This window comes from Runella sp. R5_40 (genome assembly GCF_057652295.1).
Map to the genome: position 1 here is coordinate 101911 of NZ_JBYFCH010000021.1, position 25110 is coordinate 127020.

26 protein-coding genes are annotated in these 25110 nt (G+C 40.4%); 12 read left to right on the forward strand and 14 right to left on the reverse strand.

Features of this window, described 5'->3' with window-relative positions; all coding sequences use genetic code 11:
* Nucleotides 1–3: 3 nt before the first annotated feature.
* From AC23N5_RS25495 to AC23N5_RS25540, 10 genes are read right to left on the reverse strand one after another with little or no spacing between them, the layout of a single operon-like run.
* Entirely contained in the window at nucleotides 4–228 is a 225-nt protein-coding gene (locus tag AC23N5_RS25495) for a hypothetical protein (RefSeq protein WP_277341128.1), read from the reverse strand.
* 2 nt (nucleotides 229–230) lie between these two features.
* Nucleotides 231–845, reverse strand: a complete 615-nt coding sequence (gene traK, locus AC23N5_RS25500) for a conjugative transposon protein TraK (RefSeq protein WP_277341129.1) — start codon at nucleotides 843–845, stop codon at nucleotides 231–233.
* The gene (locus AC23N5_RS25505) at nucleotides 842–1051 is read right to left on the reverse strand and encodes a hypothetical protein (RefSeq protein ID WP_277341130.1); all 210 of its coding nucleotides are present in this window, start codon (nucleotides 1049–1051) and stop codon (nucleotides 842–844) included. Before AC23N5_RS25505 ends, traK begins: the two co-directional genes overlap by 4 nt.
* 4 nt (nucleotides 1052–1055) lie before the next feature.
* The gene (locus AC23N5_RS25510; protein WP_277341131.1) at nucleotides 1056–2321 is read right to left on the reverse strand and encodes a TraJ family protein; all 1266 of its coding nucleotides are present in this window, start codon (nucleotides 2319–2321) and stop codon (nucleotides 1056–1058) included.
* Between the two features lies 1 nt (nucleotide 2322).
* Nucleotides 2323–3324, reverse strand: coding sequence for a hypothetical protein (locus tag AC23N5_RS25515; protein ID WP_277341132.1), 1002 nt, complete (start codon nucleotides 3322–3324; stop codon nucleotides 2323–2325).
* An 11-nt stretch (nucleotides 3325–3335) separates the two neighbouring features.
* Nucleotides 3336–5858, reverse strand: a complete 2523-nt coding sequence (locus AC23N5_RS25520) for a TraG family conjugative transposon ATPase (protein WP_277341133.1) — start codon at nucleotides 5856–5858, stop codon at nucleotides 3336–3338.
* The gene (locus AC23N5_RS25525; protein WP_277341134.1) at nucleotides 5855–6187 is read right to left on the reverse strand and encodes a DUF4133 domain-containing protein; all 333 of its coding nucleotides are present in this window, start codon (nucleotides 6185–6187) and stop codon (nucleotides 5855–5857) included. Before AC23N5_RS25525 ends, AC23N5_RS25520 begins: the two co-directional genes overlap by 4 nt.
* The gene (locus AC23N5_RS25530; RefSeq protein ID WP_013931209.1) at nucleotides 6184–6603 is read right to left on the reverse strand and encodes a DUF4134 family protein; all 420 of its coding nucleotides are present in this window, start codon (nucleotides 6601–6603) and stop codon (nucleotides 6184–6186) included. Before AC23N5_RS25530 ends, AC23N5_RS25525 begins: the two co-directional genes overlap by 4 nt.
* 2 nt (nucleotides 6604–6605) lie before the next feature.
* Nucleotides 6606–6995: a DUF4134 family protein gene (locus AC23N5_RS25535; protein ID WP_277341135.1), complete on the reverse strand. Its 390-nt coding sequence runs from the start codon at nucleotides 6993–6995 to the stop codon at nucleotides 6606–6608.
* A gap of 4 nt (nucleotides 6996–6999) precedes the next feature.
* Nucleotides 7000–7317 (reverse strand): DUF4134 family protein, encoded by a 318-nt coding sequence (locus AC23N5_RS25540; protein WP_277341136.1) that lies wholly within the window; start codon nucleotides 7315–7317, stop codon nucleotides 7000–7002.
* A gap of 267 nt (nucleotides 7318–7584) precedes the next feature.
* On the opposite strand from AC23N5_RS25540, the gene AC23N5_RS25545 reads away from it, so the two are divergent.
* The 5 genes from AC23N5_RS25545 to AC23N5_RS25565 all read left to right on the forward strand — a co-directional run bounded on the left by AC23N5_RS25545 (nucleotide 7585) and on the right by AC23N5_RS25565 (nucleotide 11742).
* Complete coding sequence (locus tag AC23N5_RS25545; RefSeq protein ID WP_277341137.1) at nucleotides 7585–8181, forward strand: ParA family protein; 597 nt, start codon at nucleotides 7585–7587, stop codon at nucleotides 8179–8181.
* Nucleotides 8182–8195: 14 nt separating this feature from the next.
* Entirely contained in the window at nucleotides 8196–8465 is a 270-nt protein-coding gene (locus AC23N5_RS25550) for a hypothetical protein (RefSeq protein WP_277341138.1), read from the forward strand.
* Nucleotides 8466–8468: 3 nt separating this feature from the next.
* On the forward strand, nucleotides 8469–8906 hold the full coding sequence (locus AC23N5_RS25555) for a hypothetical protein (RefSeq protein WP_277341139.1): 438 nt from the start codon (nucleotides 8469–8471) through the stop codon (nucleotides 8904–8906).
* A 109-nt stretch (nucleotides 8907–9015) separates the two neighbouring features.
* Nucleotides 9016–11169 (forward strand): YWFCY domain-containing protein, encoded by a 2154-nt coding sequence (locus AC23N5_RS25560; protein ID WP_277341140.1) that lies wholly within the window; start codon nucleotides 9016–9018, stop codon nucleotides 11167–11169.
* Nucleotides 11170–11217: 48 nt separating this feature from the next.
* Nucleotides 11218–11742 (forward strand): hypothetical protein, encoded by a 525-nt coding sequence (locus AC23N5_RS25565; RefSeq protein ID WP_277341141.1) that lies wholly within the window; start codon nucleotides 11218–11220, stop codon nucleotides 11740–11742.
* A gap of 75 nt (nucleotides 11743–11817) precedes the next feature.
* Here the strand turns inward: AC23N5_RS25565 and AC23N5_RS25570 are convergent, their stop codons facing one another.
* Nucleotides 11818–12435, reverse strand: a complete 618-nt coding sequence (locus AC23N5_RS25570; RefSeq protein WP_277341142.1) for a M23 family metallopeptidase — start codon at nucleotides 12433–12435, stop codon at nucleotides 11818–11820.
* Between the two features lie 101 nt (nucleotides 12436–12536).
* Here AC23N5_RS25570 and AC23N5_RS25575 point away from each other — a divergent pair, with 101 nt between their 5' ends.
* From AC23N5_RS25575 to AC23N5_RS25590, 4 genes are read left to right on the forward strand one after another with little or no spacing between them, the layout of a single operon-like run.
* Entirely contained in the window at nucleotides 12537–12818 is a 282-nt protein-coding gene (locus AC23N5_RS25575) for a hypothetical protein (protein WP_013931285.1), read from the forward strand.
* 20 nt (nucleotides 12819–12838) lie between these two features.
* Nucleotides 12839–15154, forward strand: a complete 2316-nt coding sequence (locus AC23N5_RS25580) for a toprim domain-containing protein (protein WP_277341143.1) — start codon at nucleotides 12839–12841, stop codon at nucleotides 15152–15154.
* 7 nt (nucleotides 15155–15161) lie between these two features.
* Entirely contained in the window at nucleotides 15162–15602 is a 441-nt protein-coding gene (locus AC23N5_RS25585) for a DUF1896 family protein (protein ID WP_277341144.1), read from the forward strand.
* Nucleotides 15592–20580, forward strand: a complete 4989-nt coding sequence (locus AC23N5_RS25590) for a helicase-related protein (protein ID WP_277341145.1) — start codon at nucleotides 15592–15594, stop codon at nucleotides 20578–20580. Before AC23N5_RS25585 ends, AC23N5_RS25590 begins: the two co-directional genes overlap by 11 nt.
* 1 nt (nucleotide 20581) lies before the next feature.
* Here AC23N5_RS25590 and AC23N5_RS25595 read toward each other — a convergent pair whose 3' ends face one another.
* The 3 genes from AC23N5_RS25595 to AC23N5_RS25605 are packed head-to-tail and all read right to left on the reverse strand — an operon-like array spanning nucleotide 20582 to nucleotide 22438.
* Nucleotides 20582–21397, reverse strand: a complete 816-nt coding sequence (locus AC23N5_RS25595; protein ID WP_277341146.1) for an ImmA/IrrE family metallo-endopeptidase — start codon at nucleotides 21395–21397, stop codon at nucleotides 20582–20584.
* Nucleotides 21398–21401: 4 nt separating this feature from the next.
* Nucleotides 21402–21752, reverse strand: coding sequence for a hypothetical protein (locus tag AC23N5_RS25600; protein ID WP_277341147.1), 351 nt, complete (start codon nucleotides 21750–21752; stop codon nucleotides 21402–21404).
* Between the two features lie 2 nt (nucleotides 21753–21754).
* On the reverse strand, nucleotides 21755–22438 hold the full coding sequence (locus AC23N5_RS25605) for an RNA polymerase sigma factor (RefSeq protein ID WP_277341148.1): 684 nt from the start codon (nucleotides 22436–22438) through the stop codon (nucleotides 21755–21757).
* Nucleotides 22439–22538: 100 nt separating this feature from the next.
* Here AC23N5_RS25605 and AC23N5_RS25610 point away from each other — a divergent pair, with 100 nt between their 5' ends.
* The 3 genes from AC23N5_RS25610 to AC23N5_RS25620 are packed head-to-tail and all read left to right on the forward strand — an operon-like array spanning nucleotide 22539 to nucleotide 24862.
* The gene (locus tag AC23N5_RS25610; protein WP_277341149.1) at nucleotides 22539–23084 is read left to right on the forward strand and encodes a multiubiquitin domain-containing protein; all 546 of its coding nucleotides are present in this window, start codon (nucleotides 22539–22541) and stop codon (nucleotides 23082–23084) included.
* A gap of 15 nt (nucleotides 23085–23099) precedes the next feature.
* A complete protein-coding gene (locus tag AC23N5_RS25615; protein WP_277341150.1) occupies nucleotides 23100–23450 on the forward strand; it encodes a hypothetical protein in 351 nt (116 codons plus the stop codon).
* Nucleotides 23447–24862: a ThiF family adenylyltransferase gene (locus AC23N5_RS25620; protein WP_277341151.1), complete on the forward strand. Its 1416-nt coding sequence runs from the start codon at nucleotides 23447–23449 to the stop codon at nucleotides 24860–24862. Before AC23N5_RS25615 ends, AC23N5_RS25620 begins: the two co-directional genes overlap by 4 nt.
* The last annotated feature ends 248 nt before the right edge of the window (nucleotides 24863–25110 follow it).

The window sequence follows — 25110 nt, forward strand, 5'->3', positions numbered from 1 at the left end:
AATTTAATTAAAAACATTCCTTATTTGCCAAATGAACCATGCGAAAAGTAAAAGCAAAACGCTTAAAATCAGTACGTTTCTTAGCCGAAAGCCTACTCGGTGTTGCCAGCTATTTAGGTAGTTTGCTATTTTAATAGTCAGTTCCGAAAACCATTTTCCTACTTGTTCGCCCACCTGAAAGGCAGGATGTTCTTCCTCTTTTTGGGTTTTTCTGAATAATGAGCGCATGGTTATTTTGAACGTTCCCGCACGATTTTGGAAGTAAGAATTTGGAAATCACGCATCAAAAAACCGTTGGGTGAATTATCAGAACGATTGATGTCCACCAAATACGTTTGCGTAATAAGTTGCCTTTCTGAAATAGCAGTAGCTCGTTCTTGAATAAGTGTTGCGTACGTGATGGTTCGGTAAGGATACATTCGTAAATCCGTTAAAACAGAATCTACTTTAACTCGTTGGGTTACGTTCCCTTGAATCATTTCACGATAAAAATTCTGCTCGCTGAGGTTATCATGTAGCTTCTTTGCAGACTCATCACAGAGAAATAACGCTTTTTTCATGTTGTCGTCAATGGATTTCGGGTCAGGCGAAACATTGAAGAATAGTTCGTGAAAACGACTTACATGGTGACGGGCTTCGGCTGGGCGATTGTCGGTTACGTCTCCGCAGGTTACTTCGATGGCTTCACCTCGATTGACCAGATAGATGCGTTTTGAGAAATCATTACTGTATTTGAACGCCAGTACCACTGCCGTAATAGAGATGAGAAATGAACAGGCAAATGCCACGATGACCAGCAGCCTACCTCGCTGGAAGTCCTTTTCTAATTGCAATAATTCTTTCATTTTTTGTCGTCGTAAATTTCAATGGATGCCCCTTTTTGATGAAAAACATAGGTTTTAGCTGTGTTGCGTTGGTATTTTTTGAATGACCAAATTACTATTGCAATCGTCATGAAGGCCAATAGTCCCAACGCTCCAAGATTGAAATTGAGAGTTTTTCGGTGGCGGTACAGTAGGTTATTTCGGTATTGAAATGATTTTAAAAGCATGTGTTTACAGACGGTTAATTTTACGATTCAAGCGATTCTTTTGGCGTTTACCTTCCTGTTTTGTCGCATTTAAGGCTCCGAGGGCTGTTGCTCCAACCGTAGATTTTGCCAAGCCACCCACTCCGCCAATTACCCCACCAACTACTTTCCCTTGTGAACCATAGCTTGCACCTTTGTTAGAACCTTGTTGGACACCTGTTGAAACGTTCTTGGGAATGTTTACTAAACCATCAAGTGAAGCTTTGCTCGTATCTCTCAATATTCGAGTACCAGCACCAGCCGTTCCTTTGGCCACTGATGAGGCTGCACTACCAAGCGTTTGATTAACCATGCGAGTAGCTCCTTGTACCATTGCCCCGACCCCGCCTACGGTTACGAGCATATTGGTCATAGAAGGAACTTGAAAATAGCCAATCAGAAACATGACGAGTAAGGCGATGTAGGCTAATCCTAAATACTCAGGTTGCTGAGCTTCAGCTCCTCCCGACTGTACGGCAACCGCAGGGTCATAGGCATTCAGGTAGGCATCAGAAGCGGCAAAGGCAATGCTGCTGTACAAAGCCGCAACGGTGGGCATAAGTGTGTAGTTGATGTAACTACCAAACCAACTGGCTATATTTTGAGTAAAGCCAGGAAATATCGCTAATACAAACGCAATGGGGGCGCCCATTCTTAGTACGAGGCGGTAACAGATGGAAATCAAGAATAAAATGGCTTCGGCCAAGTGCATGATTGCCATTAAAATATCTTGAAGGGCAGACAAAATCTGAAACTTAAATTCCTCTGAAAAACGTTGGAATCCAATTTTGAAATCAACGCCTACACTACCCAAACCCATGAATGCTTCACGGTCTTCGTTTAAGTCACCACCAAAAATTTCTTTGTATCGTTGAGGATTGGTACCAATTTCGTCCCACTTCTCCCGAATTTTCTTTTGTACCATTTCGGTGTTCTTCTTGACCTTTTCGTACAAATCTCCGTTTGATGCGTTGACCAAACTTACTGTTTTCTTGCCAAAAGCGTCCATCACGTCACACATTTTGGGAGCGGAAGCAATAAGTAACACCATGAGAAACGGACGTAGATACGGGAAAAAGTCAATCGGTTCGTTACGGGAAATTTGCCCAATCAATCTCGAAAATATATAGACCAACGCACCAATCCCCGCCACTGCCCGTATGCTGACCTCTATTTTTTCCGCTGCACCATTAGAACTGGTGAGGGTACTTTGATAGACGTATTCGAGCGTTTTTAGAATATCGAAATTCATGCTATTTCAGTTTGATACCTTCGTCAATTCGGTATTTTTTGGTCAGTTCTTCTCGCATCGGAACCAGTAATTCCCGTCCGAGTATCTTGACAATCACCTCAAATTCTTCTTTAGAAATCTCTTTACCGTCAGGGGTTGCCCAACCTACCGTTTTTGTCCCAGCCCAGTTTTCAATCGGTCGGTATCCTTCTGCAATTTTCATGGATAAAGCTATGCGCTGTGCCTTCATTTCGGCGATTTGTAATTCATCTTGATAATTTAAAAGACGTTTGTTAAAATCCTCTTGTGCCTGACGCATTTTGACAGCATCCTCGGTTTCGGTGTAGTTGTCCAAAACAGAAGTTCCTTCTGGGTAAAAAGCATCATAAGCTTGTTCGTTGCCATTGTTAAAGTTAAAATTCCCCCCTAATGGGTTGCTTGTAACGTTTGCTAAGGCAATGTCATAGAGCTTGGCCGTAGCCTGTCGATCTCGTAAATTTCCAGCTCTCCTCATGGACATAGCTCGGATTCGATTGTAGTATGCTTGTACCAGATTTTGAAATTTTCCCGCTCGTTCGTGCGCCATGTTGAGCCAGTTCATTCGTTCGGAATCATTCATTTCAAGGATATTTTGTGAGGTAGATTGCCTCATATCTTTCAAAATATCTGTTCCTGCTTTGGTTAAACCTTGAAAATCCTGAATAATTAGCTGGTACTCGGCAGGATAAATATGCCCATCCTTTCCAATTGAATTAGCCATTTGATTGAGCATCGAAGTCGTTTGGGTAATGGTTGAAACCAACTGGGTTCCCCTGTGAAATTGTTGTACTCCACTGGCTACTTTTTTCAACTTTTCGACATTTTTGACCAAGGTTTTAAATGAAGGGTCTTGCAGCAGTTTGATGAGCTGTGTAACTGCCGTATGCAGAGGGTCAGATACCACAAACTGTGCATTGGCTTTCAATTGAAAAAAGGTCAAGAAACCTATCAGAGTGAGTAATTTTAAGGGTTTTAAACGTAACATGGGAGTAAGTATTAAGGTTGAAAAACAGTTGTGCGTTCACCGTTTGCCCACGCTTTTACGGCACTTTCAAGGTTGCCGTTGTAGTTGTTTTGGGCTAAATCTTGAATTTCCTCCACCTCTCGTCGTTCAGTGGTAAAAGTTCCATAGGCCGTTTTGGAAACTTCAACCCCATAAACTTTGCAATAGTCCCCCAGTAACAACGCCAATTCTTTGTACGGTGGGCGATTTGGGTCTTTGCCTTTATTGATACTTAAAATGATGTTCGCTTGCTTTTCGGAGAGTGCCAGTGTCTGCATGATTTCGCCAAAACGTTTCTCATAATTGCTTTGGTCAAGCAGAAACTTAATCGGCGAATTGTTGATAATAGCATCTTTGACGATGGCATTTCCAACCAAATCATCTACTTCCTGTGTAACAACCCCCAATGAGCCGTAATGCTTCCTAACGGTCTTTGAACACCAGCGTAAGAAGTCAGAAAAACTGTCTTTTGCCAAAGCTTTCCACGCTTCTTCGATGACCAACATTTTCAACACCCCTTTGACACTGAATAGTTTACGAACGTAGGTGTTCATAATCATAATGGTTGTCACGGGAAAAAGTACTGGGTGGTCTTTGATATTATCTAACTCATAGATTACGAAAGGTAAATCCATGAGGTCAATGTTTTGCCGAGAATTGAGCAAGTAGTCATATTGCCCTCCTTTGTAGTAGGGACGTAAAACGTATAGAAAGTTTTGTAAGTCAAATTCCTTTTCTGAACGCCCCTGGTTTTGCTTAAAGATGTCAGGATAGTCATTTTGAGTGAACTCATAAAAGCTATCGAAACATGGAAAAATATCATTCCCGTCATTTCGATTGCGACGCAGAGCCACGTAGTATTCGTGAACAATACTCGAAATTGTTACTTCTTCGGATTTGGATGAGCGTTCCCCGTCTTTTTTCCAAAGAGCCATCAACAGATTCGCCAAAGCATCTTTGGTCTCTTCATCAGGGTTCAAGTCCTTCATGTAGAAGGGATTGAAATTAATGGGGTTATCTGTTTCGTAGGTAATGTACCTTCCTCCCATGAGTTTGCACAGTCGTTTGTACGAGTGTCCGACGTCCACCATGCTGATGTGTACGCCATGGGAAAGTAAGTAGTAAATGATGTTGTTCATTGTAAACGACTTACCCGACCCTGATGGGCCAATGACCATAAAATTTCGGTTGGAAATCAACCCTTTTTCCAACGGGGCAAAGAATGGGTCAACCATACATGGACGCCCAAAGCGATCGGTCAGTAGAATTCCATTTTTGTTGAAAAAACCGTCTTGGTAGTTGGTTTCTAAGTTCCAAATGCTCGTAGCTTCTTCCAAAAAACAGGTAGCCAAGTTATCCGTTCCGATTTCAGAAATATTTCCAGGGATACAAGCCCAGAACAACGTTTCAGCATCCCAAGTGGCTAACTTTGGTTTGAAGCCTAACTTAGAAATTGCCGCCGCAGCCAATGAACGGTAGTTATCAGCAATTTCAGAATCTCGGTGAAAAACCATTACATTGAAGTGTGCTTTTACGACCTTTCTATTGTTGGCTTTCACTTCTGCCATAAAGGCATCTTTGGCTGAAATACTTACTTCGTTTTCCTTCGACCATGCCGAAAAAGAATAATGTCGGCGAACTTCTCCGACCATGTCGTTTACCATGGCATCACCGTCGCAAACCACTAACGCTTGATTATATACGTGATTGCAGGAGAGCATCATTCCCAGTGTCGAACCCGTTGAAATGGGGAAGTGGCTGCTGTCGGTGGAAAACTGTTCGAGCCGAGCGGAATTTTGTAAATCGTTCGGAAAATCGTTGAGTTCGGTAATAGCGTAGGTATAAGTAGTATTACCTGCCACTTTCAAACCGTCTTTTGTTTCGAGATCATACAACGCTTCGTCATCAAATGAAAGCGAAAAGTATTTTTGAAAAAGCCCCGTTTCAGTTTTTGTACCGAGAATTTCATCTTTGTTTAACCTATTCAGCTTTACCTTTCCGGAATCGTTGAAAGTTGCCTCGAATTGATTCACAATGTCCGTAAACTCAATCCATGTTTTCGGATCTTGGATTTCCTTTGGTACCAAATGACGTTTGAGTAGCGAGGATTGTTGACTCGTTCGTTTCAAAGGCGAAGAAGCAGGCCGAGTAATGTACAAATAGCAACGATGCCGTAGATAGGGACGTTCTGCAAAGTGTCGTTCATTTTCCCAAGCCACATAATTGTTGGATTGTAGATAGACACTCTCAAAATTTGGGTTGTATTCGTCCTCAATAAACATGTCCTGCTTGTGAATCATGTAGCCAATGGGCAGAATCTTGATTGCTCGAACCAACACGTCGTGTAGCGTATCGTATTCGCTATCTGAGATGGCGAATATTTCGGGGACTTTCATTTCAAAAGCTACCGTCAAATCAGCATTTTTGGAAACGATAATGTCCGTTTCAGCATCCACTGCCAAAATAGGGAATATCGTTTCAAGGTTTTTTGCCTTATTTTGGTTGATATTTTTCACTTGCGTTTGGATAAAGTTCGTATTTCAATCAATCGGGCAAAAGAACGGTTTTGGTAAACAAAAAAAGGCTTATGATTTTTGACAGCCAATTTGATTTCGCCCCAGCGTCCGTGCCGTTTATTGGCATCATAAGTATAAAAAAGCGTACTTCCTGCGCTAATCAGCAATACCGAAATAGCAATCAGGGTGTTCAAACCGATGATATACAAAAACAGCGTTAGGAAAATACTCGCAATGATGCCGACGGCAGCGTAGTAGAAATGTTTGCCTCGTAGTCCTCGAAACTCAATTTCATTGTCAACGCCCCTAAATACAGGAAAAGACTTCATAGAATTGCACTGATTAAATAACCCATACTGAATAAAAACAACAATGAGCCGAACCATTTGAGCATATACTCGTAAATGTCCTCTTCTCCATTTTGAAATTTTCGGTAGATTTTGATGACTCCTACAATTGTAATGACGATACCGAGTAGCAATGAAGCTTGGTAGATTTCAATGGAAAGACCTTCTGCCGTTCCTGAAATTCCCGTAAAAAAGACATAAGCGCCACCTACTATGAAATTATCCACCATGACTACGATGCCACCAGCAAATAAGATTCCGATTAGCCAAATAAAAATCATACCTTCTACTTCTTCACCTCGGTTCCATTTTTGAAAGAGCCGTAATCCTGCAATGACCGCAGCGGCTGCCGCCAGTGATAGGCAGGTATTTCGGGCTATGGCGTAGAATGAATCCATAATTAAGGGTTAATGCCAAAATCTTGTTGAGTAACCCGCGGAGAACCAACTTCCATTTCTGAAACATAAGCACTCAGACCCGTAGTGATAGCAATCACAGCAAGTATTGCGGCTGCCCACCGCCAAATTTCAGTGGTAATGCGGTCGCTTTCACCTAATTGCCAGCGGGTATAAATCCGAAGCCCTCCAATCAAACCCATGAATCCACAAACCAAATACGTAAAAGTGATGAACATAGAAAGATTATTGTGTAGTGGTTCGGTAAACTGTTCACCAATTCCCACCCTCGAAAATCCACCTTTTTTAGTCAAATCTACTGATTGAGCAAATGTATATTCATTCATTAGTGTAGCCAGCAAAAATGAAGAAACGATATATTGAAGTCGTTTCATTGGCTTAAAAGAACACAGCTTGTAGCGTAGCTGCAATGGCCAAAATGAACAAAATGGCACCCATCCAACCAACTGCGGCTTTTTGGGTATCTTGGTCTCCGTTTTGCCATTTGCTGTATATCCTGAACCCTCCGACTAAGCCAACAATAGCTGCAATGACGTAAATAATGGTAGTTACTGGTGTAAAATAAGCTTGTAAAGCAGCTGCTTGTTGCTCTATCACTTGGGCTCCTCTTTGAACACCTGCGTTTTGTGCATTGACTTGTTTTAGGACTACTGTCGATAACAGAAGCGTGTACAAGTAGCAATTTTTCCTTTTCATAAATACATGAATTATTTGGGCTTGTTACTAATTTGATGTGCAAAGTAAATGACAAAATAATTATAATGTCAATTAAAATAAAAAATATTATTTATTTAAAACTCAAAATGTATCATTATTCATGTGTTGATTTAGGGTAGAAATGTACAAATACAAGTGCGTAGTTTATATAAAGATATTTTAATATTTTTATATTCTAGTATATCTTTATTTTGATATTTTCCTATTTATTGATTCATTTGTGGCAGAAAAAAGCACATAATCGCAATGAAAGTAATCACCGTAGCGCATCAAAAAGGAGGAGTTGGCAAGACGACATTGGCACTCAATCTTTCTTTTTTGTTTAAGGATACACTCAAGGTAGGTATTCTTGATACCGATTTACAAGGGAGTGTCGTTGGCTTGGGTGAGTTACTGGAGGGAGTAACACTTGTACCGAGGGAAGCTTTGGAAACGGGAGAAGTACCCGAATTAGATATTCTGATAATTGATACGCCACCTTATTTGACTGATCAACTTTCCACTTTGTTTGAAGTTTCAGACTTTGTTTTGGTACCAACGAAAGTGAGTTACTTAGACGTGATGGCAATTAAAGCAACCATTGCCTTGATTGCAGAAGCGCAAAAGAAAAACCCCGATATGAAAGCAGGTATTGTCTTAAATATGGTTAAATATCGAACAAGTGTGAATGCTGATATAAAGGGAATTTTGGATAGCTATTCTATTCCAACCCTAAAAACAAAGGTAATGGAACGAGTGAGTTACATACGTTCAGTTGTAGCAAATGGGGTAGGGAACATTGAGGATGAAAAAGCCCGTGAAGAAATGATGGCGTTAGCGGAGGAGATAGTTGAACAACTTTAAAAGAGTAATACAAAATGGCAGTAGATGACAAATTTAAAGAGCGGCTTGGTAAATTGGAGACAAAACTCAAAAAAGAGCCAGCTGAGTTGCCGATGCAAAAAGTGGAGCCTGTTCAGGCTGTAACTCCTAAAACGGTAAAAGAGCCAGAGGATGAAATTACCCAATTTAATGTCAAGATACCTTCTTCCTTGATGAAGAAAATTAAACTTAAAGCGGTTGAGCAAGATATTAATATTAAAGATATGGTAGCTCAAATCTTAATTGAGCATTTTAAGAACATGTAGAGGATGAGGTGGGAATACGAAAAACATCACTCAGAAATTGAGTACCCGATTGGTATTTTAGATTATGAAGCACTGGCTATTGGTATTTATGCAGGGTACAAAGTCTGTAAGGTATATGATTTGCATTGGTCGTACGGTTTACTGACATTCTTCGTTGCTGCGGTGACCTTTTGGGCATTGATTCAGGTGAGGTTTGTTCGTCTAATCTTAATTTGGAGCTTGACGCTCATCATTGGGTTTTTGACCTACTACATGGTACAAGACTCAGTGGATAATTTCATGGGAATTGTGGCTGGCTCATTGGTCGGATCGTTGATTTACTACAAACACACCAACGACTACAAAGTGTATCTCTATTATCAACAGTTGAAAGAACGAATGATTGAAGACGAAGAAAAGAGTTTTAAAGCAGCCGAGCTTCGGCGAAAATTTGAAAAGTAGCATAATTAGTATACCTATACCTTTGTCAATTTAATACACTAAAATACCGATTAGTGTATTAAATTAAATATTTTTATTATTTTAAGCCCCAAATTAAATTGATTGTTCAATGTCGGGGCTTTCGAGCAAGGAAAAAGAGGGATATGCTCAGGGGGTTGAGCTACTATTGATTATTGCCATACTGTTGTTAGTATTTCATTTTTTGTGGTTTTGCCATGAAATTTTAGCTGAAAGTCTGCCTATTCGAGGCTTTATTTATACGTTTTTGACTAAGTTTCATCGACAATTTGGATTGTTTGACACACCTATTCTGTCCAAAATTCTGACTTACTTTTTGATTTTTTTATATTCACTTGGCTCAAAAGGAAAGATTGACCCCAACGTGAAAAGGCAGAAAATAATGATTGATGCTGCAATGGGGACTACTTTATTCATGGGTTCAATTTTTTTGCTCTACCTCAAAACAGCCTTTTCTCCTATCTTGATTGATACGCTTTATATTATCGTAACATTGGTAGGTACGTTGTTTTTGGTCAAATCAGGCCAATATCTTTCTCGTTTGCTTTTTGTTCAGCCTGAAAATGACATCTTTAATGAAACGAATGAAGAGTTTCCCCAAAACGAAGCACTGGTAACAAATGAGTTTTCTGTCCATTTTAAAACAACGTACCATTTTCGAGGTAAATGGAGAGAAGGGCTGATAAATATTGTTAACCCGTTCCGTTCCACAATGGTATTGGGAGTACCTGGGTCGGGTAAATCGTATGCAATTTTGATACCTGCGCTTTGGCAGTCTATATATAAAGGATATACTGCTTACATTTATGACTTTAAGTTTCCTGACTTAACCGAAGAAGCCTACAATGCCTACCTAAAAACACTAAGGGAAAACAGCTTTGCATGGGGAAAGAAAGCCAATGGCGATCCGCTCATTCCCCAATTCTATGTCATTAATTTTGATGATATAGAGTACTCACATCGTTGCAATCCGCTTTTACCCGAGTTGATGACCGATGTTATGGACGCCTATGAGTCTGCTCAAACAATCATGTTGAACTTGAACCGTACTTGGGCGCAGAAACAAGGTGAGTTTTTTCCCGAGTCAGCGATTAATTTTTTGACCTCTGTTATCTGGTATCTACGCACTGTAAGTATGAAATATCAGGAATTGTACGAACAAGAGAAGCAGAAGGGGGAAGGTGAACAAAGTCCCAAATTGTTACAAGACTTTAAGCGACTGGGACAAATTTGTACGTTCCCCCATACGCTGGAATTTACAAATCGACGTTATGATGAAACATTCCAAGTAATGGAACAGTACCCCGAAGTCGAGATTTATGTACGTCCTTTTATTGATGCTAAAGCAGGAGGGGCAATGGAACAGTTGGAAGGACAGATTTCATCAGTTCGTATTCCGATGGCGCGGCTTTCGTCGCCAACGTTGTACTGGGTGATGACAGGCAATGATTTTAGCTTAGATATTAATAACCCCGACGAACCTAAAATACTATGTACGGGAAATAATCCTGAGCGTGTCAGCGTGTATGGAACCGCCTTTTCGCTTTACACGTCTCGCATGATGAAATTGGTGAACAAGAAGGGTAAACTAAAATCAGCACTTTTTTGGGATGAGTTGCCGACGATGTTTATCAAAGGAATAGACATGCTCATTGCTACTGCACGGAGTAATAAAGTAGCGACATGGTTAGGATTGCAAGATTTTGAACAGCTAGTTCGCGACTATGGCGAAAGGGAGGCTAAAGTAATTATCAATATTGTAGGTAATATTTTCTCAGGGACGGTAGTTTTTGAAACTGCCGAAAAGTTGGCTCGTCGATTTGGTAAAACAAACCAAGAGAAAGAGTCGATAACGTACTCTAAAAATGATACTACCATCAATGTATCGACACAGCAAGCGGATGTAATACCTGCCTCAAAAATTTCTACCTTAAAACAAGGAGAGTTTGTGGGGCAGTTTGTGGATAATTTTGGCGAAGAGTTTGATTTGAAGACGTTCAAAGCATTTGTGAGCGTAGAAAAAGACCAACTTCAAAAATCGGAGAAGTTACCTAAAATCAACGATTTAGGGAGGTTGGTAGAGAAGAAGTACGAGATAGATTACTATGCCCTTACCGAGCCTGAAAAGGTTTCTTATAAGAATAAACTCCTACAAGAACATTATCATCGAGTGAAACAAGATATTTCGCTACTCATAGAGTACGAAATGGCGGAATACCAAATAACCATACCCACTAAAAAGTAACTAATCTAACCACCGCTCAAGCGGTTTACCTTGAAAAAGTAAAATACAATGAATCCAAGAGGAAGACCTAAGTTAGCTGCCGACGAAAAAGGAAACTACAATCCGATTTTGGTTGGCGAAGATGTGCTAAAAACGTTACAGATTTCTTCAGAACAGCCTGAAGAACAGGCCGAGTTACAAGCCAAATTAGCAACTATCAAGGAAAATACGGAAGCAAGTGAGTATTATTGGAAGCTGGTTTTTACGTATTCTTTTTTTGTGTATAAAAATCGTAAAATGACAGATGCTATTTTTGACAGAGCTGATACTACTACCCTTGAGTCAATCAAAAAAATGAACCTAAAGCAGTTAGCGGAGACTGTGGGAATTGAGTATCATAATTTTAAAAACATGTACTCAGGTCGGGGGAATGCCAAGAATTTGTTGCAATATCAGTCATTTTTGTACGAAAATGGAGTCAATTTTATTTCGCTACAATATACCGATACGCTCATCAATAAGGCGTATTCTTATTATCAATTGCTGCAAAGTGATAAATATACGAGCGAAGAATTGAAGGATTTGTTTTTCTGATTTGCTTACAAATCTCGGTGTAAGCAAATCAAAATTGCTTTACCGAGATTTGTGATAACCTAAAAGAGAGATAGATTATTGTTTTCGAAAATAACCTTCCAAAAATCGAATCCCGAGTGTCAAGTATTCAGCGGGATTTACATAAATACTGTTTTTCTTGATGGCATAATGTAAGTGTTTCCCCGTGGAATGACCTGTATTCCCTAATATTCCAATCTTTTCGCCAACGTTTAAAAATTGATTTTTTTTCACCTGAATATCAGCCAGATGGCCGTAAATGGTCTGATATGAGTTACCATGATTAACAATAACGAATAAACCGAGGGCGTTATCATAGCCCACTTGCTCTACTAAACCTGTTGCTGTCGTTCGGACATATTGATAGTTTCCTGCAATGTCAATTCCGCTATGGTGCTGAAACTTGCCCTTCAATGGGTGTTTACGCCAGCCGAATCCCGAAGAAATTCGGTTTCCCTCCCAAAAACCAACAGGTGGTAGGCAAGGAATGGTAAAAGCCACAACTGGATTTGATTCAAAAAAATAAGGAAATTGACGAATAATCTCGGCATGAGATAATTGCTGTAATTTGATTATTAATGACCTTTCTGAGTGCAGAATACTATCTAACACTGCTTGGGCGTTGGTTATTATTGGAAATAAAAATAAGATTATTTTCAATATATATTTAATCATAAAGGTAAAAATAAATAATTTGTTTTATTAAAATGACTTAACTTACTTTGTGATTGAAAAATAAGTTGAGCCATTTTTCAACTGCTAATCCATAACAATTGATGATGTTATCTCTTAATGACCTAACAAAAAGGTACGGGGCCGAACGAATCAACGTAGCTATTCAGCCGCTTTACATTGCTGACGGTGAAGAACCGCTCGACCCAAGTAAATATGTGATAAATGCTTCTATCAATGACCCTGAACTATGGGAATCACTGTCTAATGACGAGCAAAATCTACTCTATACAGCTCATTTGGATACCCTTTTCGATACCAAAGACTTGTTAAACTCACTGTTCGATGTCAATGAACCCGACGGTGGTTTTGAAATTCCTGACTAACCTCTAAGTCCGAAAAGACCATGCAAGATGTCAAAAACCGAGCTTCGAGAGAGCAATTAGCCATCCTTCGACATTTAAACAAAGAAGCAGTGCGCTACATCGCATTCGGTGATTTTGCTTTAAATGGCATTGATAATAGCCGCACCATTGGAAATGTTCAACTCTGGATTGAACCTACACCCGATAATGTTGAAAGATGCAATAAGGCCATCAAAAATATGTACGGGGCCAGGAGTATCACCCAATTGCCCCCAAGCGTCGTTACCAATCCAGAAGCCAAACGTATTTTAACGCTGGGCAGTGGTGAAGTTCGAGTTGCTGTTTACCCTGCAATCAGTGGTTTTCATCCTGCCGAGTTTAAAGAAGTCTATCAACGAAGCGAGAAAGGTAGAGCGTATTTGCCAAGTCAAACGGGTAAATTAGATGGCTCTGTTGGGTACAAGCAGTTAAATCTGAACGACTTGTATCACAATGTCAGAGAGTCAAAGTCGGTTCATAAGGCTTGGAATCTGGAAACTATTGAGCGATTTGCTGTTAAAAATGATTTGACCTTAAAAAAGCTTGATGGTAGCGAAATTACGGCGCAAGATAAGGTAGCTATATCATCCCAAACTCAACGAAAAGGCGGACGTATGACCCGAGATTTGAGCCAAATAAAGCAGGATTTAGATTTAGAAATTGTATTGCAACACTATGGTTATCAGTTAGACAAAAAGAAGTCTCGCCCCAACGATGCTTGGCGGCTTTACGAAACTGGAATCAAAGGCGATAAGCAACGCTTGGCAGTAGCAGCCGTAAAGGATTACGGAACAAAGTTTTTTGTAGACTTAAACGATCCGCAATTTAAAGGGGATATTTTTAAGTTTATGGAGCGGATGGAACACGGGAACTATCGCCATATTTTTCAGACCATTGACTCAATCATGATGCAAGACGGATTCGCTGAAAAGAAGCGTATGGTTGAGCCAATGATTGAAGTCCCTGCCAATTATTTCTTGAAAGATACGCTGCTCCGTGAGCAGGATTTGTATAGCAAATATCAGATTGCCCCGCTAACTGATACTGAATACTTGGAAGGTCGGACTATTACAAAAGAGGTGCTTTTTTCCAAAGAATTTGAGGGGCGAATCAAAAATGTGGCGTTTGATACAGGTGTGATTCGGCATGTGAATACGGCCTTTCCTATGTATGTCCGTGACGGAAACATTGCGTCAATGGACATTCGAAATTTGGCTTACAAAGCATTTCCCGAAGGGGAGCGAGGAGAGGCATTATGGCATTCAAATCGTTTTTTTGAGGCAAAAGAATTACTGAAATTTGACAAAGGGCAAGAAATTCCACAAGGTACTATTGGTACAATTTATCGCCAAGATACTAAAAATGTAGTGTTCTTATATGGAGAATTAGGCGAAGAGAAGCATGTTATTCTACCCATTGAGCAAGCAAAAACAGGGTTTTATGAAGTTCCTGTTCAACGAATTGTCATTTCAGAATCAGCCATTGATGCGATTTCGTTAAAACAATTGAACCCTGAACAAGCCGATGAACGACGTTTTTACGTAGCAACAGGTGGGCAGCCTGGCGGGAAACAAGTGGCTTTTTTGCAAGAAATCCTCAATCGAAATCCACAAGCTCAATTAGTGATTGCACAGGATGGCGATAATGCGGGGCTACGATTTGCGGTGAATTACTTGGCCTTAGACCACCCGTCCGAAAACCCCGAGATGAAGATTAAGCCCTACCTGACGTATTCATCGCCTACCAATCAGCAAACAAAAAAAACGGAAGAGAATACTGAAAACCAAGAATCCGTCGGAACAAATCGGTTGAATTTAGAGCTTCGCTACCCCTTAGCGTTGGGAGCAAGAAAAGCGCAGGAACTAAACGAAGGTTTCATAAAAGATTTGGTCGAAGACATGAACTTGTTCGTGAAAAGATACAGCACGGATTTGAACGATAAAGAAAAGAAAATCAATGAGTTTCAGCGGGAAACGATGTTGGATGAAAACATGAAATACATGATTACCCGTACGATTATTCACTTTCCGAATGACACTAAATTATTGACCAAAGCACTGAATAGGATAAGCGATGAAATAGAAAAACGGCAAGAACAAAAACTGTTTCAAATCGTGCGTCCAACTCGTCAGCAAAAAGATTTGAACGATGTGTTGAGAGAACGTAACGGTCAAGCCTTACCTCCTTCTCATAACCTTAAATTGCCCGCACCGCCCACAATTAAACCTTACCAAGAGATTCAAAAATCAAAACAGGAGGAAATAAAAAATGCTGAATCACAAGGGTTTGGACAGGGAAAGAACAAAATTGGTTTTTGATAAAAAAATGGAACAGGATTACTTTACCCTATACTTACAAAGCTATCTGCAAAGCGAGTTTCCCGATGTGCTGGCTAAACTCACCACGGAAGAAATAGAAAATCTTGTTTCAGAGCGGGTAAATCAAGCTGCTTCTATTTTTGAGCAGGAACGATTATCAGGTAAGGATGTTTTACAAGCCCAAGAGGTAGCCATTGCTGACCTCACCAATGGGCTGTCTTTCTCGATATATACATTTTTGAATAACTTGCTCGAAACCGAGTTTCTGCCTGACTATCAAAGACTAATCGCATCAGAGAAACGGCAAAGCTTTCTCATCACCATTTGCCCCTTGCTTGAAAAGTTGGTGAAAAATTACGAAGAATCAGACACAGGCGAGAATCAGCGACTCTGCTACCATTTAATTATCGGCCAACTTGAAACATTGATTCAGACGCATGGCGTTTAATCCCAAACACCACCTTTTACAAAATACCGAGGCAATTCGCCTTGCGTTGCAATTACAAAAAATGGGTAAAGCCCCAACGCAGGAACAATCGGAACTCATTCGGCAATATGCAGGATTTGGAGGAATAAAAGCTATTCTTTTGCCATTAGAAGACGACAGCACTTGGCAAACCAAAGCAGATACAGAACTACGACCTTACGTACAAACCCTGTGGGAAACAATAGAAAATGAAGTAGGAGAACAACGGGTTGAGGAATACTGGCAAAGCCTCAAAAACAGCGTATTGACAAGTTTTTACACACCACCTGCGGTAATTGAAGCTCTGGGCGAAGCTATACGAAATACGGGATTCGAGGTAAATGGTTTTTTAGACCCTTCGGCAGGATTGGGGCAGTTCTCGGATGGTTTTCAGCGAGTCGGTTTGCCGCTTTCTAATCCCCTTTTGATTGAAAAAGACCTGCTGACAGCGACACTGTTAGAAACCCTACACGGTAAAAAACAAGTTAAACAACAAGGGTTTGAAGACATCAACAGTCGCTACCTGAATACATTTGATTTAGTTGCCTCTAACATTCCCTTTGGAGATGTGGCTGTGTGGGATGCTGCCTTTGCCAATAGCAAAGACAAAACCAAACGACAAGCCTGCCGCAGTCTGCACGGCTATTTTTTTGTCAAAGCCGTGGATGTGGTCAAAGAGGGTGGGGTAGTGGCCTTTTTGACGACCGATGCTTTGATGAATAGCCCAAGTAATGAGCCAATTAGGCAGTATTTGATGCGGAATACCCATCTGGTAAGTTCGGTTCGTTTGCCCCACAATTTGTTCACTGACTTTGCAGGTACAAGCGTTGGCAGCGATTTAATTATCCTGCAAAAAGACACGCAAAAAACGAGCCTGAGCCAGCGGGAGCGACTTTTTATCCAAAGCACTCGCCGAGAATATCCCGGTAACCAATATTATGAAGACCTCAGCCGCATTGTTCATACCCAATTGCAATTTGATACTGACCAGTACGGAAAACCCGCCCAAATTTTTACCCATCAAGGTGGCACCGAAGCCATAGGGCAAGCATTGAAAAAAATGCTGGACGAGGATTTTGATCAGCACCTCAAAATCGTTGTACCAACAGCAAAAGCTAGTGTTTCAATTAGTAAAGCACCGCTTACGCCGCAATTAGACCTTTTTGCCACGATTCAACCAACGCCAGTCATTGAACCTCAACCCTTTGAGGGTATAAAATATCCTCACCTGAAAGAAGGCTCATTGGTGGAACAAAATGGGGAAGTAGGCAAGGTCTATGAATTGGCGGAGAAAAATCCCCTTTTTCGCCCTCTTGAATTCTCAAAAACCCAACAGGGAAAAGTTAAGAGCCTGATTCAGCTTCGAGATAACTACTACCTACTGTATAACTTTGAGCAGGAATTTCAAGCCGAAAATGCAGGTTTACGACAATTACTCAATGAATCGTATGACCAATTCACTGCCCAATATGGCGAATTAAATCGTAAAGAAAACGTAGGGGTAGTCCTACTGGACTCGCAAGGCAAAGAACTGTTGGCCTTGGAACGAGTCAAAGACGGACAATTTATCAAAGCCGATATTTTCGAGCAACCTGTTGCCTTCTCCAAAAAACAACGCATCGAAACCGCCGAGGATGCCTTGCTTGCCTCGTTGAATTGGTTTGGGAAAGTGAATGTAGAATACATGCAGGAAATCAGTGGCCAAAGCCAAGAAAAGCTGCTGAACCAATTGCAAGACCGTTTGCTGTATAACCCGATCCGGGAAGAATACCAAACCCGTGAAATGCTTTTATCGGGCAACGTTTTTGAAAAACTACAAGCCGTTGAAGACTACTGCGAAACGAATCCTCACCACACCGAAGCTCTCAGAACCCAAGCGGCATTACAGGAAAATCAACCCGAAAAAGTCCCTTTTGAATTGTTGGAATTCAACTTTGGTGAACGTTGGATTCCGACACAGGTATATCAGGATTATTTAAGTCATTTGTTCGACATTCCTATTCGGATTCAATATGCCCCATCCACTGACACATTTACGGTACGCACCTCCCGAAGTACCCAAAGCAATGCCAAAATTACCACAGAATTTGCCGTTAATGCCCAAACCCGCACCTACGACGGTCTTGATTTAGCTGAATATGCCTTACTGAACACCAATCCACATATTACTAAAAAGTTGTACGATGGAGGACAAGAAGTGACGGTTAAAGACCAGGAGAAAACCCAACTGGCGGCGAGTAAGATTGAGCAGATTCGTAATCAGTTTCCCAACTGGTTAAGTGAGCAACCAAAAGAGCTCAAAACCGACATAGAACAGTGTTATAACCAACTGTTTAACTGCTATGTGAAACCCCAATACGACGGTCAGCATCAACAATTTCCGCACCTCAATTATAAAAACTTGGGTATCCCGAGTTTATATCAAAGTCAAAAAGATGCCGTGTGGATGTTGTTGCAAAACGAAGGGGGCGTAGCCGACCACGAAGTAGGTTCGGGAAAAACCCTGATTATGTGCGTAGCGGCTTACGAAATGAAGCGATTAGGAGTCGTTAATAAACCCATGATTATCGGTCTCAAAGCCAATGTGCATCAGATAGCCGAAACTTTCCAATCTGCTTATCCCGAAGCCAAATTATTGTATCCACAGGCTGGTGATTTTAGTCCTGAAAACCGAGTCAAGCTATTCAACGACATCAAAAATAATAATTGGGATTGCATTATTTTGACCCACGACCAGTTTGGTAAAATCCCCCAATCGCCCAGAATCCAGCAAAAAACCGTCCAAGCCGAATTAACGAACGTCGAGTTGGATTTGGAAGTAATGCGTCAACAAAACAACGAAGTATCCAAAGCAGCCCTGAAAGGTTTGGAAAAACGCAAAGCCAATCTGACGGTAGAAATGTCCCGTATCAATCACCAACTCAAAGAAAAAAAAGACGACGTTCCCGACTTTCAGCAGATGGGTATAGACCATTTGTTTATTGACGAAAGCCACCGTTTCAAAAACCTGATGTTTACGACCCGTCACAACCGAGTTGCGGGCTTAGGTAATCAAGAAGGAAGCCAGAAGGCTATCAACTTACTGTACGCCATCCGAACCATGCAGCAACGAAAAGACAAAGACTTATGCGCCACTTTTTTATCGGGGACAACCATCAGCAACTCATTGACTGAGCTGTATTTGATATTCAAGTACCTGCGTCCCAAAGAGCTACAAAAGCAGAATATCGTCAATTTTGACGCTTGGGCAGCGGTATATGCGAAGAAAACCACCGATTTTGAATTTTCGGTGACCAACAATTTGATTCAGAAAGAACGCTTTCGTTATTTCATCAAAGTTCCTGAACTGGCCATGTTCTACAATCAAATTACCGATTTTAGAACGGCGGATATGATTGGAATTGAACGTCCAAAATTGAACCAAAAGCTTGTTCATGTGCCGCCCACCCCGCAGCAGGAAGATTTTATTCATAAGCTGATGAAGTTTGCCGAAACGGGTGATGCGACTTTGCTCGGCAGGCCTAAACTAAGCGAAGGCGAAGAAGCAGCGAAGATGCTGATTGCGACCAATTATGCCAAGAAAATGGCGTTGGATATGCGACTGCTTAACCCCAATTACGATGACCACCCCAATAATAAAGTAAGCCAATGCGCTAAGAAAATGGCCGAACACTACCAGCAAACCAAACAGCACAAAGGAACACAGTTGGTTTTCTCGGATTTGGGAACCTATAAACCTCATCAATGGAACGTATATAGCGAATTGAAACGAAAGCTGGTAGAAGATTACCACATTCCGCCCAACGAAATTAAATTTATTCAAGAGTGCAAAAATGAAGCCCAGCGTACCAAATTGTTTGCTGATACTAATGCAGGCAAAGTAAGAATCCTGTTAGGTTCGACTGAAATGTTGGGAACTGGCGTGAACGTGCAGCAGCGCATCGTGGCCATGCACCACTTAGACATTCCTTGGAAACCCTCAGAACTCGACCAACGTATAGGAAGAGGAGTTAGGAAAGGAAACGAGATTGCCAAAGTGTATGGCAACGAAGTTTATAATTATGTGTATGCCGTCGAAAAGACGTTGGATAACTACAAGTTCAACCTGTTGCAGAACAAATCGTTGTTTATAAGCCAAATCAAAAACTCCAATCTGGCCACCCGACGGATTGACGAAGGAAGTTTGGACGAGAAAAACGGCATGAATTTTAGCGAGTACATCGCCATTTTGTCGGGCAATACCGATTTATTGGAAAAAGCCAAGATTGAGAAGCGATTGGGTAGATTAGAATCAGATTTGTTGATTTACAACAAAGATGTGGTACAGGCAAAACAGCGTTTAGAAGGAAAGGAACGGCAAGCAGGCAAAGGAGAAACGCAATTGAAAAAAGTGGAGGCCGACCAAATTCATCTCAAAAAAATAAACGCTTATGTCGAAAATGGGAAGCTAAAAGGACAGCTCGTTATCCCCGATTTGGACAGTAAAGACCCCAAAGAAATCGGTAAAAAACTCATCATTATTGACAAAAATAACCGCAACGCCGAACCCAAAGTGGTAGGAGAGTTGCACGGCTTTAAGTTAGAAGTAACGACGATTACCAATTTTGTGGAGGGATATCCTCAGCGAGAAAACCATTTTTCAGTCGTTTCTCCCAATGGCATTAAGTACCAGCACAACAGCGGACAAATGCCCCGAACGCCCGAAATTGCGGCTCAGTTTGTTCATAATGCCCTCGAAAAAATTCCTAAAATTGCCGAAGACCAGAAAAAGCGGTTAGTAGATTTCAAAAAAGACATTGACCAACTGAAAGAATTTGTATCTAAGCTGTGGCCGCATAAGCAGGAACTCTCACAGCTTCGCCAAGACTTGCAACAAATCGAAAGGAAGATTCAGGAGTCTTTGACGGAGAAGGTTTCGGAGAAGAAAGAAGAGAAAAGGATGGGGGTGAAGGTGGGGTAAGTTAATATGAAATTCTACGTTCTCTGACCCAGATTAGACTTATGATTGTATTTGCATTAAGGTAATAGCACTTTTCATAAAGCTCTGTATCGTTATCTCTGGTATTATTAGGAAACCAATCGTCAGAATAAACAATTTCCTCATTTTCACTTTTGCTCCTACCATTAAAAAAATCCCCTGCAATAGTATTTATAGGTACAGAATCCCCTTTTTGGGGTAGCCATTTAAAGGTAAAATCATCCGTTCGCATGCTCCAAAGTATTTTCCCCTCTTTGCAACAAATTATTGACATGGGAAACATACTTAATTCGAAATATCGAAAAATTGCCGCAGTTGTACTCACGTTAAAAGTGTCTTGTATATGCTGTATAAGGGTTGAACTTAATGGTCTCCTTTGGCATTCTTGCCTCATAAATCTTTCAGGCATAAGCAAACAAGATGCAAAGAAATCAGCTTCTTTTTCAACAGGGTTTTTAGAACTAATTAGTTGATTAAATGAAGGATGTGATGGAACCAACCCATTTTGCAAGGCGATACGGTGTTCATCAATAAAGTAATGACCTAACTCATGAGCGAATGTATAACGAGTTCTTGGTTTGTAAGGTAACTCTAATCGGTTGAGGTTAATAAAAATGTGAAAACTACCACATTTGTGTTGCAGTAACCCGTCAAAATAATCACCATAGTCACCGTAAGAAAATGTAATGGATTCCTCTTGGGCAATAACTTCTGAATCAACGGGGTAACGATTGAAATAATACGATGTTGCAGCATCTGCATATTGGGCAATTTGACGCTTTCGCATAAAAGTGAGCATAAATCTAATCGTTTCTCTTAATGTCTTCTGCTTTCTTTCTGTCGTCTTCCATCAACTTTAATATTTCGTCAGGAATTTCTTTCCCGTCACGTGCAGCTTGTGCCAAGTTTTCTTGGATAGTTCTATCAGCACCTAAATTATAAATTTTTGTGAGTTTAACCCGTCCTTGTGCAAGTAGTTGCATAGGATCTTGTAGCTCTGGGGGTAATGGCTTTTTAGGCAATTGAGTTATCTTTGTCATCAAATCGTCAAGCTCTTCGGGATTTTCGGGAAAGAGATAGCCTAAACTCCTTAATGCCGATTGAAATTCTGGCCCTAAACCACCAGATAGGGTCTCGTTGTCATCAAGTATCATGGTTACAGAGTTGTTTGGAGGTTGGGAATAGAAGAAGCCAAGTCTTCTTTAATGGCTTTATTTCCACGCTCAATAATTTTACGAATGTTAGCCTTCGTGGTACTATACTTGGATGCCAGTTCGTCTAAAACCCTTACTGGCATATTTTTGGCTTGTGAGCCATTTCCGTGTTCATAATACTGCCAATAAGTCAAAACAATGTGTTGGTCTCGCTCACTAAGTCGTTTTACAGCAGATTCAACAGCAGCTAAATATTTAGAAGTATTCTTAACTGATTGTTTCGCATTGGCAATCATGTTTTGATATGCTATACTATCATCTTCCTGTCGGTTGATGGTATTTGTACTTTCTAACAAAAGTCTTTTTGTTTCATTTTTGGCAATTGTTGCCAACCAACCGTATAGCTTTTTAGCTATTTGTTCTCTGTTAGTTTCGCCATTTGTATCGAAAGTATGGCTGTATTGATAAACAGCAATCAATGTATTTTGAAAAACAGCTTTTGCCAAATCGTCCGAATCGTAATGAGAGGAACAGATTTGTGTGATTAAATTCCAAAGAAAATCCTTGAAGCGGCGATGAAACTCAGTGAAAGCTACGTTTCTAACTTCTGGCTCATCAACCATAGATATATAGACCAGCAAATCTTCATCCGATTCCTTTTTTAAATCTTCGATTATCTGCGACATATTAAGTTCGTATCGGTGTTATCACACATAAATATAAGTATTAACCGTGACAATCTGATTTGTCACGGTTTTTTCTTTTATAAATAAACGATAAAATAAAATGAGACAAGAAACTTTGATTACATCCGACTTGCAAGAACAAGAGGACATTGTAGATGTAGCACTTTTTGCGGAGAAAGGTATTATGCCTCCCAAAGAAAAAAAGTACCGTATTTTAGTTGATCAACACCCCCATATTTTCACAAAAGAGAGGGTAATAGGTTTTGAGATTTTGAAAGAAACAGGGCATGTGCCTGTTAAATGTTTTTCTCTTTACCAGAAATTTAAAGGGTGTGATTTTGAAAAAATCAGTTTGGATGAAGTTGTAGATTTGACCAAAATTGGGATTGAGCGATTTGTTACCAAAGGGCCTGAGGTTTTTAATTACACCCTTGATGCCGAACCAGAAATGACTGATAAATCCCAAATGACTCCAAATGAAATTTTGAAGGCAGCGGGATTGAATCCCAGCGATTATTTTCTGGTACAAGTTTTAGATGATGGTACACAGAAGTCGTATCAATCTATTCCTGAGGAACCAATTGAGATGATTTGTGCTGGGATGCAATTTGTTAGTGTTTTTAGTGGGCCAATGCCAGTTTCTTAACCCCAGAAAGCAACTATGGCAAGGATAGATTTTATCAACGAACTGAAAGAGCTTGGGTACACGCCTGTCGAGCTTGGGGGTAATAAGTTGACTATTGAGTATCAAGCATCAGTAGGCAAGAATATTGGCAAGAAAGTATGGCTTGGCCTGGAAGTGGATGATAGCTTTCCAATGAATTGCCCGACTGGTCCACACTTTAAGTCAATATCTGCTGGTTGGATAAATCCAGATAATCAAATTATCAACCATAATAATTTTGGTACCGAATGGCATTATTGGAGTCGACCATTTGCGGATTGGAACAGAACCAATCATAGTGTCAAGGCTTACTTTGGGCATTTGCGAAATCTTTTGTTCCATTTATGAAAGAAGGAAGCGTAGTTTTGACGGAAGAATTGCATCAAGGATTAGTGCAGCACTTGATTCGTCTGGACGGCCAAGAAGATTTATGTTTTGTTACTTACGCACCAAGCAGTGGAATAAATCGTTTTACTGCAATTATAACCTCTATCATAGTACCAGAAGCTGGGGATAGAGAAGTGCATGGTAATGTAACCTTTTTCTCCAAATATGTTGAGAGAGCCTTGAAAATTGCTAAAATTAGGGGTGAAGGGCTGGCATTTTTGCATTCCCATCCTGCTAAGGGCTGGCAAGGAATGAGTAGAGATGATATAATCGCAGAAAAATGCCTCAGTCCTACGGTATATGGGGCTACACAATTACCATTACTTGGAATGACATTGGGTATTGATGAGGTTTGGAGTGCTCGTTTTTGGAGAAAGCATCCCATAAAACGACGATTTTATTATCGACTTTGGTGTGAGAATGTGAAAGTTGTAGGAAAAAAACTATCAGTTTCTTTCTTGCCACAACAGAAAAGTCATATAAATCCTAAGCGACAAATAAGAACAATTTCTGCATGGGGAGAACAGACTCAAAAAGAGCTATCACAATTAAAAATAGGTATTGTTGGTTTGGGTAGTGTTGGCAGTATGGTAGCAGAAGTACTTAGCCGAATGGGGCTTACTAAATTTGTGCTTATTGACTTTGATAGAGTGGAAGAAAAAAACCTTGATCGCTTGGTAGGTGTTTATCCCAAGGATATCGGTAAACCCAAAGTTGATGTGATTGCCAAATCTCTCAAACGAAGTGCCAGTTCCGAAAAGATACACATTGATAAATATCAGTTCAGTATTTGTGAGGAAATGGGTTTTCGAGCATCACTTGATTGCGATGTATTGTTTAGTTGCGTGGATCGACCTTGGCCGAGACAGGTATTGAATTTTATTGCTTATGCCCATTTGATACCAGTTATAGATGGAGGTATTAAGGTGAGAACAAATACCAAGAATACTGTTATCAAGGGTGCTGATTGGAAAACACAAACGGTTGGCGTTGGTCGGACTTGTCTGGAATGTTCAGGTCAGTATGAAACCCACTGGGCTAATTTGGAAAGACAGGGATTGCTTGATGATTCTAATTATATAGAAGGATTACTTGATAAATCAGTTGTTGATTCTCACGAGAATGTTTTCGTATTTAGTTCTCATTTGGCTTCTATGGAAGTTATGCAGTTGTTGAGTCTTGTCATAGCACCCTCTGGAATTAAATTAGGGCAGCAAATCTATCATTTTATGACAGGAACGTCCGAAAATGTTTCTATGAATGGATGCGAACCTGATTGTTTTTTTAATCAAATATTGGGAAAAGGTGATTTGATAAGTGTTAAGCCATTTGGTGAACACGAAGTGGCAGAAGTAGCAAGAAAAAATCACTAATAAGTCGGACAAAGTAGAAATTAGCCCCACCTTTCCAATCTTTTTAAACATTCATCTCTGGATAGTCGCTTATTTGCCGATAACAATTCATCCAAAATCCAAAGGATACCACAGGCTTCGATACCATCCAATGAAGCACAATTTCGGAGTCGGTTATCGTCTGTCAGCAACAAGTACACATTTTTTTGAAAATTATATGCCTGCCAAGCTCTCTCAGAAGGGTTTCAGTCTAATGATTGTGTCAAAAA